This is a genomic window from Thiorhodococcus minor (assembly GCF_010820565.1).
Taxonomy (GTDB): domain Bacteria; phylum Pseudomonadota; class Gammaproteobacteria; order Chromatiales; family Chromatiaceae; genus Thiorhodococcus; species Thiorhodococcus minor.
The window spans coordinates 20,909-31,177 of the sequence record NZ_JAAIJQ010000068.1; the positions used below are offsets into that span (position 1 = coordinate 20,909).

General features: G+C 65.7%; 11 protein-coding genes. 1 reads left to right on the plus strand and 10 read right to left on the minus strand.

Annotated elements, in window-relative coordinates; genetic code table 11:
* Positions 1-43: 43 nt before the first annotated feature.
* The 6 genes from G3446_RS19045 to G3446_RS19070 form a co-directional block, all read right to left on the minus strand.
* Entirely contained in the window at positions 44-727 is a 684-nt protein-coding gene (locus G3446_RS19045; protein WP_164454421.1) for a nucleotide exchange factor GrpE, read from the minus strand.
* On the minus strand, positions 727-1,020 hold the full coding sequence (locus G3446_RS19050; RefSeq protein ID WP_164454422.1) for a J domain-containing protein: 294 nt from the start codon (positions 1,018-1,020) through the stop codon (positions 727-729). The genes G3446_RS19045 and G3446_RS19050 overlap by 1 nt, the downstream gene beginning before the upstream one ends.
* A complete protein-coding gene (locus G3446_RS19055; protein ID WP_164454423.1) occupies positions 1,017-3,590 on the minus strand; it encodes a tetratricopeptide repeat protein in 2,574 nt (857 codons plus the stop codon). Before G3446_RS19055 ends, G3446_RS19050 begins: the two co-directional genes overlap by 4 nt.
* A gap of 210 nt (positions 3,591-3,800) precedes the next feature.
* Positions 3,801-3,935 carry a cysteine-rich CWC family protein gene (locus tag G3446_RS29225; protein ID WP_164454424.1) on the minus strand — a complete coding sequence of 45 codons (135 nt, stop codon included), beginning with the start codon at positions 3,933-3,935 and terminating at the stop codon, positions 3,801-3,803.
* Between the two features lie 21 nt (positions 3,936-3,956).
* Positions 3,957-4,286 (minus strand): c-type cytochrome, encoded by a 330-nt coding sequence (locus G3446_RS19065; protein WP_164454425.1) that lies wholly within the window; start codon positions 4,284-4,286, stop codon positions 3,957-3,959.
* Positions 4,283-4,867 (minus strand): cytochrome c3 family protein, encoded by a 585-nt coding sequence (locus tag G3446_RS19070; protein WP_164454426.1) that lies wholly within the window; start codon positions 4,865-4,867, stop codon positions 4,283-4,285. Before G3446_RS19070 ends, G3446_RS19065 begins: the two co-directional genes overlap by 4 nt.
* Before the next feature lie 599 nt (positions 4,868-5,466).
* On the opposite strand from G3446_RS19070, the gene cbiB reads away from it, so the two are divergent.
* Positions 5,467-6,423 (plus strand): adenosylcobinamide-phosphate synthase CbiB, encoded by a 957-nt coding sequence (cbiB, locus tag G3446_RS19075; RefSeq protein ID WP_164454427.1) that lies wholly within the window; start codon positions 5,467-5,469, stop codon positions 6,421-6,423.
* Here the strand turns inward: cbiB and G3446_RS19080 are convergent.
* From G3446_RS19080 to G3446_RS19095, 4 genes are all read right to left on the minus strand, one after another.
* The gene (locus tag G3446_RS19080; protein WP_164454428.1) at positions 6,420-7,028 is read right to left on the minus strand and encodes a Uma2 family endonuclease; all 609 of its coding nucleotides are present in this window, start codon (positions 7,026-7,028) and stop codon (positions 6,420-6,422) included. The two genes, cbiB and G3446_RS19080, sit on opposite strands and share 4 nt — an antisense overlap.
* A gap of 108 nt (positions 7,029-7,136) precedes the next feature.
* Complete coding sequence (locus G3446_RS19085) at positions 7,137-7,685, minus strand: DUF2380 domain-containing protein (RefSeq protein WP_164454429.1); 549 nt, start codon at positions 7,683-7,685, stop codon at positions 7,137-7,139.
* 125 nt (positions 7,686-7,810) lie between these two features.
* The gene (locus tag G3446_RS19090; RefSeq protein WP_209262512.1) at positions 7,811-8,032 is read right to left on the minus strand and encodes a hypothetical protein; all 222 of its coding nucleotides are present in this window, start codon (positions 8,030-8,032) and stop codon (positions 7,811-7,813) included.
* Between the two features lie 848 nt (positions 8,033-8,880).
* Positions 8,881-10,047, minus strand: coding sequence for an IS110 family RNA-guided transposase (locus G3446_RS19095; protein WP_164454430.1), 1,167 nt, complete (start codon positions 10,045-10,047; stop codon positions 8,881-8,883).
* Positions 10,048-10,269 lie beyond the last annotated feature (222 nt).

Consider the following 10,269-nt stretch of genomic DNA (forward strand, 5'->3'; position numbering starts at 1 on the left):
CAGCACCGGATGGAACGGATCGTCCTGAGGACGGCCCGTTTCCCTAGGTGTTCAGGCGAGGTTTTTCATGTCTGCTCTTGGCGGGAGCGCGGTTGACGACGACCTCGGCCGGGCGCAGGAGCGTGTCACCGTGCAGGAAGCCCTTGCGCAGCTCCTCGACCACCTGGCCGACGGGGATCTCGGGATCTGCCACGACCCCGGTGGCATGCATGGTGTGAGGGTCGAACGGGCGGCCGACGACGGGCAGGTGGCTCACGCCGCGGCGGGTGAGGCTCTCGTCCAGCCGGCGCAGATTCATGACCATGCCCTCCGCCATGGAGGCGACGAAGGGCTTGGCCTTGCGGCGTCCGAGCAGGCCGGGCTTGAAGCGGCGTGCTTGGAGCTGTCCGGCCTCCAAGCGGTCGCGAACCTCGAGCAGCTCGAGCAGCAGATCCTTCTGCGCCTGCTGCTCTCTGGTGCGCTCCGCCGAGCGGCGCTGGGCCTGCTCCTCGTCGAGCTGCGCCTGCTTGTCGCGCAGGAGCTCGAAGAGTCCGCGAAACTCGTCGAGCGCCGTCTTGACCTGCCGCGACTCCAGCTTGACCTCGTTCTTGAGTGCCGAGACCTCCGCGAGCAGCGTGAAGAGATCCGGGGTCGCCTTAGCGTCCGGCGCGCTGTGCCGCGCATCGTCGGCCGCATCCAGATAGTCGCGGAAGCTGGCCGTGAGCTGATCCCTGAGGTGCGCGTCCATCAATCCTCCCCGCGCAGCAGGCTGTTCACGAGCGCCCGATCAGGCCGGCGCGGCGCCCCGACGGGCGCGGCGCGGTCGAGCAGATCCGCGGGCTCGGGCGGTGTCCGGTCGAAGAGCGCATGGGCGACGCGGTCACGCTGGGTGCGCAGTTGCTCGTAGGCATGTCGCAGGGCCTGGAAGCGTGCGGCGTCGCGCTCGGGCGGGCAGGCCTTGATGGCGGCCAAATAGGCCGCTTCGACCGCGCTGTCGTCGGCATCCTCGGCAATCCCGAGGAGCAGGTAGGGGTCTCTCATGAGAACAGGTCCAGCTGTGTCGGTGGATCCTCATCGTCCGGCTTGTCGTCCGATTTGGATGCGGGCTTCGGCTTGCCGCCTTTGGGGGGTGGATTCCGCGGCGGCGGAGGCCCGCCGGGCAGGCCGCCGGCCAGGAGGCCTTCGGAGAGGATATCGAGGAGGTCGATCAACGCGCCCTCGCCTTGCTCGCGCGCCACTTTGCGCAGGTCTTTGCGCAATGGCTTGGGCATTTGGATGGCCTCCATCGCCTGCTCCAGCCCAACCTCCTCGATCATTTCGATGAATGGGTCCAGAGGACTCTCGTCCATCAGGGGCTCTGGCTCGAAGTCGTCCGGTGAGAATTGGAAGGGGCTAGGCCCGCGGCCGAAGGGCCCGAAGGAGCGGTCGAGCACGTTCTGGATGCGGATGGCCGTGCGTGTGTCCCCCTCCTGGCGCGCACGGTCCAGCGCGGATTCCAGGCGCAGCACCTCGTGGTTGAAGCCGTCGTAGCAGCCGTGGGGATACTTGGCCTCGAAGGCATGCATTTCGAAGATGGGGGCGCCGCGCCATTGCTTGAGCGCCGCCTTCGCGGCCTTCTGGCGGACGTCGTCCAGGCCGGCGCGACGCAGGGTTTCGCAGGCGGACTCTGCATCCTGACGCTGCAGCTGCCCCCAAACCGCCTTGGCAAGTGGCTTGCTCAGCGTGTCCTTGACCCGCTCGGAAGGCTTGCCGCCGCGGTCGAGAAACCGCCGCAGCCTGGCGAGCGCCGCAAGGAGGTCGTCGGCATCGGGCCGCGTGATCTGCCTCAGCTTCAGGGATTTGAGCAAACTGGACGGTATTCGACGCACGGCATCGGCGGCCAGGACCATGGCCACCTGAGCGTCCAGCCCATTGCCGAGTCGCTCGGCGACGCGTCCGAGCTCGCTCAAGCCCGCCTCTAGGTCGTTGTCGAGCCGATTGAGTCCGGCGGTGATGTCCAGCTGCTCCGAGGCGTGCGTGCTACGCGCCCACTCGCGCGCCGCGTCCAGCTCCTTGGCCGCGAGGTCGGACCTATTCTTGAGCATCTGCTTGCGCGCATGCGCGAGATGGGCGTCGACCAAGGCATCGCGCACCTCGGTGTTGATGGGGTCGATCTCGAGGATGCGGCGGGCAATGGTGCTGGCCTTCTTGAAGGCGCCTGAGTCGATGGCCGTTTCCATGCTCGCTTGAAGCACGCGCATGTCCTCGGGCCAACGCTCGCTGGCGGCCGCGAGGATGCGGCGTGCGTCCTTGGCACGGCCGCGCGCGCGGTAGAAGTCGATGAGCCGCAGGTAGGTGTCGCGATCCTCGGGGTCCCAGTCGAGGCTCTGCTCGACCTCGGAGAGGATCATCTGCTGGACGTGCGGAGGCACATGATCCTCGTCTGGGCTCGCGCTCAGGATGTCGCTGAACCGGTCGGCGCGGCGCAGCGCCAGCGCGATGCGCAGCCTGTCCTCTTGTGTCGCCGAGCCCTCTTTGGCCCGATAGATGAGCTCTCCGGCGAGCCCGCTCCAGCCATGGGCTGTACTATGGAGGTCTTCGATCTCCTCGAAATACCAGCAATCGATCAGGATCTCCTCCAGGTCCGAGAGGCCTGGCGGACCCAGCGCCTTGAAGCGCTGTATGCTATTGGGGAAATTGGGCAGCAGCAGGCGAAGCGTCTTGCGAATCGCCCAGCCCTCGCCGAGCTGGCTGCCGCGCTTGTGTATGAAGGCTAGGAGTGCGTCCGGCTTAGCGTGGTCGCCGAGCTGGCTGAGCTCCCCAAGCAGCGCGATGCGTGCGTCCGGCCAGCCTCTGAGCATGCAGGCCATCCGCATGCGATTTCCATGCGCTCGCAACGCCTCCTTCAGAAAGGCGGATTCGGGAAGCAACGCCAGCTCGGCGGCCTGCTTGAGCGGCGCGAAGCCAGAGTCGTCGGCGACACGCTCGAGCGCCCTGGTGGCTTCCTTCGGGCTGTCGGGAAGCATCTGAAGGGCCTTGAGGATCTGCGCCAGGTCCCGATAGGGCGAGCGGAAGGGGATCCCACTCAGAGCCTCGCGCAGTGCCGGGTCGTTGCCCGCGCAATAGGCGTCCAGTGCCGCGGAGGCTGCTGGTGCTTGGCGTCGAATCGGATCCTCCGCGGGCAGCCGGTCCGCGATGTCGGCGCCCTGAGCGAGCGTCTGTGCCGCGATGGCCGAGCGCAGGCGGTCCTGGTCCGCCTTCGCCATCTTGCTCGATTCCGCGAGCTGATCCAGGGCAGACTCCAAGCGGCCGGTGCGAATCAGCATCATCAGGTGGTCGACGGAAGGGGGCACGTCCGCGCCTAGCGCGGCGCGGTTGTCCCACATGACCATGGCTTCCTTGTGCATGCCCTTCGCGGCCAGCTCGTTCGCGCGCCCCGCATAGGCGTCCGCGAGGCCATCTCTCCACTCCGGACGGGGCTCTTGCTTGAGGAGCTGTTTGAAGTCGGCGATGGCATCGCGAAAGCGATTGGCGTCGAGATGTTGCCGCGCTTGCTCCGCGAGCGTTTCCGGCGGGAGCTGCGAGGGCTTGCGGCTCCTGCTCGCGGCGCGGCGCTTCTGCTTCTTGGACATGAGTGAGTCTTGCTCGTGGTCGATCGACACGTAGAGAAAACACCGCCGGAGTTGGCGGTGCCAGAGCTTAAAGCGCCATTGTAACGTGACAACCGGCCGCCAAAAACCGCCAGAGGGCTATTCGCCGCCCCGAACGGCGGAGTCATCGCGAGTCGAGGCGGCACCCGGCTGGGTGCTCAAGGCGGCCAGACAGGCAGAGCAGAGGCAGCTCTAATAGCGTGCCTGAATCTCAGCGAGAATCTGCCCTGGGAACCGTAGGGTGGCGCAATCGCAAGTCTCCACGTTATCCCGGGTGCAGCGCATCCGGGTGCCGCAGCTGGGGCATTGAACGTCGCTTCCGGGCATGAGAGAACCCTGATGCTCGGCTCATTTCGAGAGCAAGAAGGCGATGAGGTCGTCGATCTGCGGATCCGTCAGCGGCGACGGTGGCATTTGGGACTCCGGGATCACGGATTGCGGATTCTTGAGATAACGCCGGATCCAGTCCGCGTCCCGTCTCTGCGCGAGGCCGTCCAAGGATCCACCCACGTGCGCCATGGGGCCCGACTCGCCCGCCAGCCGATGGCACAGATTGCACATCTGCTCGTCGTAGATCTGCTTGCCGGCGGCAGCCTCTCCATCGAGGGCGTGCACCGGGCCGCAGAGCGTCAGCAGAATGAGCGGCCCCAAGGTCTTGAGGCGAGGCGGCAGGATCATTGGGAGGTCTCCTCGTTTCCGGCCTCGGCGTCATCGCCGTCCGGTGACGCAGTGCCGGACGCGAGACGGTCCCGCAGGCCCGCATGCCCGACGCGGTCGTGGCAGGTGACGCACTTCATGGTGCCGCCCTCGAAGTAGGCGCGATGGGCGAACTGCCCCGCTTCCGTCTGACCTTGCGCCTCCGCGAGACGCGAATGACAGCTCGCGCAGCCGGAGTCATAGACGAACTGCGCGCGGCGCTCCAGATTGGCCAGCCAGTCCGGCTCCTTGAAGAGCGTGAGCGTTTCGGCCCAGAGGTCGTAGAGCCCTGTCTTCATTTTGGCGATGAGGTAGCCCGACTCACTGTCGTGCGGCAGGTGGCAATCCGCGCAGGCGGCGGCGAGGCCTTTCGGGTTGTTGCCGCCGTGGACGTCTGCCGCATAGGTCTCGGCAAATGGCGTCATGCTGTGGCATGTGGAGCAGAAGGCCTCTCCGGACGTTGCTTGCAGCGCGCTCTCGGTCAGGATCCAGGATCCTGAGACGATGACCGCGAGGAGTGCCGCGACGGTAAAGCTGATGACCACCCACTTTAGGGACTTCATGATCGTCCGATCCACTCTGGTGACGTCGAGATGTTACGCGCGCTTAGCGCCCGCGCCAAGGCTATGTTTGGCTCGAGGCCGTCAACCCTGATGATGATCACCCGGTTGGCGTTTGGTGGCCTAAGCATCAGGTTGGGACGACCTGCTACGCCGGCGGGGATTGCATGTCGATTGCGGTCCAAGTGAGGCATCACTTAGGCGATTTCCGAGAGTCTTCATACCGAAGGCAGTTCGATCACTCTGCGCTAGGCGGGCGTCGCCTGGGAGCGCCGCCCCGGCGCGACGAGGTCTGCTTCGACCACCACAGTCGCGGCGGCGCCCCGCTCCCACGGATCGAGCGGCCAACCCGATCCGAAGCGGCTCGGTCGAGTCATCAAGCGCGCGTTTCGGCTCTCTCTGGTATGACATTTCCTTGGAACCGCCTTAGTCTAAAGACCGCAGCTATTCCGAATGATTCCAGTCATCAGGAGTGACTTCTAGATGTTCCCACCAACCGCGCTGCGACCGCGCTCCGCCCGTCTGTCAGTCGCGTCGTCTGGGGCCAGTCGGTCGAAAGCGTTAGGGGTGCTGGCGGTCCCGAGTGCAGGCCTCTCGGCCCGATGGAGCTGACGGGGCACATCGCCCTCGTTCTCATCGCCTTCCTTCTGGACGGACTGCTTGGCGACCCGGTCTATCGCCTTCATCCAGTCAGACTCATGGGCGCCTGGAGTCTGGTCTGCGAGCGTGTGCTCTTCGCCATCGGTTGGGACGGTCGTCGCGGCGGCATCGCTCACTGGCTGCTGGTGATCGGCGGAGCCTTGCTGGTCTGGCTTGGCGTGCGTGTCGGTCTGGGCTCGCTCGATCCCAGGCTCGTCTGGCTCTGGGACGTCTTCATCGCGTACAGCCTCTTGTGCATGCGCGATCTTCTGGTCCATGGCGAGCGGGTGCTGAAGGCGTTGAACGACCTGGCGAAGGCGCGCAGCCAGGTCGGGATGCTGGTTGCCCGCGACACGGATCGTCTCGACCGCGGCGGTGTCGTGCGGGCCACCATCGAGAGCCTTTCCGAGAACCTTACGGACGGGGTGCTGACGCCGCTCTGGGCGCTCTGTCTCTTCGGGCTGCCTGGTCTCATCCTCGTCAAGGCCGTATCCAGTCTGGATTCGATGGTCGGCTACCAGAACGCCCGCTATGCCCAGTTCGGCTGGGCTGCCGCGCGCTCGGACGACCTCGTCCACTGGATTCCCGCCAGATTGTCCGTCCCCTTGATCGCGGTTGCGGCGGCGCTGCTGCGCCTGCATCCGCGCTTGGCGATGCGGGCGGCCCGGGACTACCACGGGATGCTGCCCAGCCCCAACTCGGGCTGGAGCGAGGCGGCCTGCGCCGGGGCGCTGCGGGTGCGGCTGATCGGCCCGATCTACAGCAGCGGCAACCTGGTCACCCAAGACTACATGGGCGACCCGGACTGGCCCGCCGACCTCGATGCCAGTCATCTGCGCCAGGCATTGCGATTGATCGCGCTCTGCGGGGGCTTGGCCCTGGGGGCCGGGCTCGGGCTCGCTGCTACGGTCGTGCGCTAGGGCCGGGGCGCGCCTTCGTCGGATGCTGTGCGATTGAGGTCGACGCCGGCGTAGATCTCGCTGGCGAGCAGGTCGCAGCCGATGGCGCTCAGCCGAATCGGTCCGTCCGAATCCGTGTAGGCACGTAGGAGCCAGTTGTCGTTCGGCTGTCGTGTGAAGACATCGACGGAGATGCGGTTCTGGGTGATGAGGACGTACTGCGCGAGGTCGGGCAGGGTGCGGTATAGGGCGAACTTATCGCCTCGGTCGTAGGCCTCCGTCGAGGGTGAGAGGACCTCGATCAGGAGCGTCGCCGTGGTGATGACATCGCGGCGGTCGTCGTGGAACTTGGGCTGATCGCAGAGGACCAGGACATCGGGGTAGGTGCAGGCGTCCGCTGCCTCGATCCGCAGGCGCATGTCATTGGAGAGCACATGGCAAGGTCGCGATTTCAGTTGCTGACGAAGCTCGCCTGCGACGTTGGTCGTGATGAGGTTGTGATCGAAGGAGGCGCCGGTCATGGCGAAGACCTGGCCGGCGACATACTCGTGCTTCTCGTCCACGCAATCGCGCTCGGCGCCGAGGTAATCCTCGAAGCTGTAATAGGGTCTTGGCTGTGTCGCCATTGGATGTCTCCTGAGCTGATCCGGCAAGTATAGCCTCGGCTCGTCGGTTGGGCCGGGGTAGGCGGCCCAAGGCGATGTCATGCGGTCGCTTTGGCGTCTCGGGCCCCCTCAAGGCGGCGCCGGCTCGAGGCCGAGCTCCAGATCCAGCGCGGTGTCGACCTGCTTCGCCAGCCGGATCGCGCCGCGCCTCGTCACGGGCTCCGTCTGACCCTTGGCCTCTACCACCAGGTCCGCAATCACGTCGCCGCTCCGCGTCTCCACCAGCCGCCCCATGAGGTAGGCGAAGAGGAAGCTCGGCTTGTGCAGACGCCCGACCAGGATCCAGTCGGCGCCGAAGCCTCTGCCGAGCGCGGCGGCCTTGTCGGGATGGTCGTATAGATAGCCGAAGGAGACGTTGGCCTCATGCGAGACGACGTCGTCGACCGGGCGGATCTCATACTTGCCCGTCTCTCGGAGCGCCGTTTCCACAAGCCCACGGATCGCCGCCGCCCGGCTCACCTCCTCGGGGCCGCCTGGAAGCGGTGTCAGGTCGTTGAGCTCGAAGTCCAGGACGGCGATCGCGGGCTTCTCGGCGAGCGCCGGGAGGCAGCAAAGCGAAAGCGCGCCAAGCAGCAGAAGTGGAAAAAGAGGAGTACGCCTATCGGCTGCCCAGGTCATTCTGTATCCCCATGAATACCGATCGTCGCCGTAGGGTGGACGAGCTAAAGCGAAGTCCACCAGAGCCGGCTCCGGAGTTGGTGGACTGCGCTGCGCTTGTCCACCCTACGAGTGCGTCTTGTTGCTCAAGCAAGGAAAATCCGCTCTAGCGCACCCCGCGAGACATTGCCGCGGCGGTCTTCGGCCTCGATGAAATAGCGCAGGTCGCCGAGGCCGACCGGGAGGTCCGCGGTGACATACTGAGCCGTGACCTTTGCCCACGTCTGACAGGGATAGGGCCCGCGGTCCGTCATCGCAATGCGCTGCTCGCCGCTGGCCGAGCGCAGATGCCAAGCAGCAGAAGTCATCGTAGGGTGGACGAGCCAGAGAGACTGTGAAGAAACTCTGCGTAGGTTGGGCTGAGGTACGAAGCCCAACATGGCGGCTAGCCTAACGCTTTGATTGTTAGGCCTCCTGCGTCGGCCCAACCTTCTATGAGGATTCACGTGTCAAGCCTCCGCTGTCGATATTGTTGCTGATCGCCGTCCTCGTCGTCGTCACGGAGCGGTGGATTGCTCGTCGCGGGCGCGCACGCCCTCTGTCGAGACCGGTCCCATCCCAAGAATTCCCTCTTCTCAATCACCTGTTGTGATTGCGCCGCAGGCGTTATCGGATAACCGCTTTGGCCAGTGCGGCGAAGTGTGGGTCACGGGTGAATGAGTGTGGGCAAGGTGGGGGCAACCCGCTTCAAGCGGGTTGTCCCCGGCTTGTCCACACGTCCGCTCGCGGCATTCACGCGTGATCCACACGCAGTCCGCCCGCGCGGTGCTCGGCATCACGCCGCTGCACCGAATGGCGCTGCCGAGCGCTCATCGCCGAGCCCATCCTCACGCCAAAGTGCCTCTCTCGCGCCCTGTCCCGGTCGGTGTCATCATCATCGGCCTACGCGCGTGCTTGGCGGGTCTGGAGGGGACGCTCACGACAGAGCGTACGCCACCTTCTATCCGTGCCGGTCATCGCCAGTCACCAGAAACCGCATGCGCGTTGAACGCGCTGGCTGACCCATTGGAAAGCGCCCCTTCTACGAAAACGGTGGTCTGTTGTGGCCACCAGGTTGGGCCCCGGGCGCTTTCACCAAACCTGCAAGGCAATGCTCAAACCCTCCCGCGACGCGGGTGCTCTGGGGCGTGAGGCGAGCGCGGCTCGTCGCCCTGGCTCACGCCTTCAACTGCGCCCCTTCCGGCACGATCCCGTGCTCGAGATAACGCCAGAAGGCCACCAGCAGCCGCCGCGCCAGCGCGACGATCCCCACGCGCCGTTGGCGCGCACTGCCGCCTCCGAAGCGCTGTGCGAACCACTGACTCAAGGCGCTCTCGGGCTGGTAGCGGAGCCAGTTCCAGGCCAGCTCGACCATCAGCCAGCGGATGCGCTTGTTGCCGGCTTTGCTGATGCCTTGCTCGCGGCGGCTCTCGCCACTGTCGTAGGGCGTGGGATCGAGCCCGGCGCAGCCGCTGACCTGGCGGCGGTTCTTAAACTCCCGCCAGCCGAAGAACTCCATCACCAACAGCCAGGCGCTGGTGCGCCCGACGCCCTTGAGCAGCGATAGGATCAGGATCTGCTGCAGGAGGGTGTCGTCCTGCTCGGCCGCGGCGAGGCGCTCGCGCTGCTCACCCTCAAGAGCACGCCGCTGGCTCTTCACCAGCGCCAGGCGCGCACTCTCGCGGCGAATCTCGGCAAATGCCGCCGGCGGCAGGATTCGCTCAAGCTCGCTGAGATAGCCCTCCCAGCCGCGCCCACCGGGAATGACCGCGGGGCGTACGCCGTGCAGCTTCAGCAAGGAGCGTAGGCGGGTGCGGTGCTGCTTCTCTTCGTTCCTGATGCGCTCGAGCTCGCGGTGCGGGCGACGCGCGTCTTCGGCCTCGACACTCGGCACGTTGACCACCCGCCACACCCCGCGCTCACCACGCTCGGCACGCACCAACATCTCGGCGAGCTTGCGCCCATCCAGACGGTCAGTCTTGGCACGGCGATGGCGACGGTTGACTTCTATGCTGGCAGAGTCGATCACGCGATTCTCCACCCCCAGCTCCGCCAGGCGCCGATGTGGCCAGAAGCCGTCCTGGCCCGCTTCGTAGCAGCTGATGACCACCACCGCTTCGGGCAGATCAAAGCGCGCTTTGGCCCGCTTGAGGGCCTCACCCACGGCGAGGTAGTCATTGCCTGGCACGCTCGTCTGCGATAGGCGCAGTTGTCCGTTGGGCTTGACCACACCGTCGCTGAAGACCAGCTTCCAGCTCTTCTCCGCCATCTCGATCGCCATGTACAGGCGCGCCTCGGTTGTCGTATCGTCTCTGGGCAGGGTCACTTGGGTCTCAGGGCGCATAGCGCTTCCTCCGGTGTTGTTTGAACCACTCGTTGGAGGATGACCCTCGTGGCCCTGCATAGTTTCTACACCAATCTGCGATCTTCGCGGTGCGCTTGGATACTCTCACAGTCTCCAGAGCGAAGTCCGCCAGAGCCCGCTCCGGAGTTGGTGGACTGCGCTGCGCTTGTCCACCCTACGAGTGCGTCTTGTTGCTCAAGCAAGGAAAATCCGCTCTAGCGC

What these genes read in the sequence shown, in the direction of transcription:
- G3446_RS19045 (WP_164454421.1), bottom strand. Translation starts at nt 727, where the DNA reads ATGGACGCGCACCTCAGGGATCAGCTCACGGCCAGCTTCCGCGACTAT.
- G3446_RS19050 (WP_164454422.1), bottom strand. Translation starts at nt 1,020, where the DNA reads ATGAGAGACCCCTACCTGCTCCTCGGGATTGCCGAGGATGCCGACGAC.
- G3446_RS19055 (WP_164454423.1), bottom strand. Translation starts at nt 3,590, where the DNA reads ATGTCCAAGAAGCAGAAGCGCCGCGCCGCGAGCAGGAGCCGCAAGCCC.
- G3446_RS29225 (WP_164454424.1), bottom strand. Translation starts at nt 3,935, where the DNA reads ATGCCCGGAAGCGACGTTCAATGCCCCAGCTGCGGCACCCGGATGCGC.
- G3446_RS19065 (WP_164454425.1), bottom strand. Translation starts at nt 4,286, where the DNA reads ATGATCCTGCCGCCTCGCCTCAAGACCTTGGGGCCGCTCATTCTGCTG.
- G3446_RS19070 (WP_164454426.1), bottom strand. Translation starts at nt 4,867, where the DNA reads ATGAAGTCCCTAAAGTGGGTGGTCATCAGCTTTACCGTCGCGGCACTC.
- cbiB (WP_164454427.1), top strand. Translation starts at nt 5,467, where the DNA reads ATGGAGCTGACGGGGCACATCGCCCTCGTTCTCATCGCCTTCCTTCTG.
- G3446_RS19080 (WP_164454428.1), bottom strand. Translation starts at nt 7,028, where the DNA reads ATGGCGACACAGCCAAGACCCTATTACAGCTTCGAGGATTACCTCGGC.
- G3446_RS19085 (WP_164454429.1), bottom strand. Translation starts at nt 7,685, where the DNA reads ATGACCTGGGCAGCCGATAGGCGTACTCCTCTTTTTCCACTTCTGCTG.
- G3446_RS19090 (WP_209262512.1), bottom strand. Translation starts at nt 8,032, where the DNA reads ATGACTTCTGCTGCTTGGCATCTGCGCTCGGCCAGCGGCGAGCAGCGC.
- G3446_RS19095 (WP_164454430.1), bottom strand. Translation starts at nt 10,047, where the DNA reads ATGCGCCCTGAGACCCAAGTGACCCTGCCCAGAGACGATACGACAACC.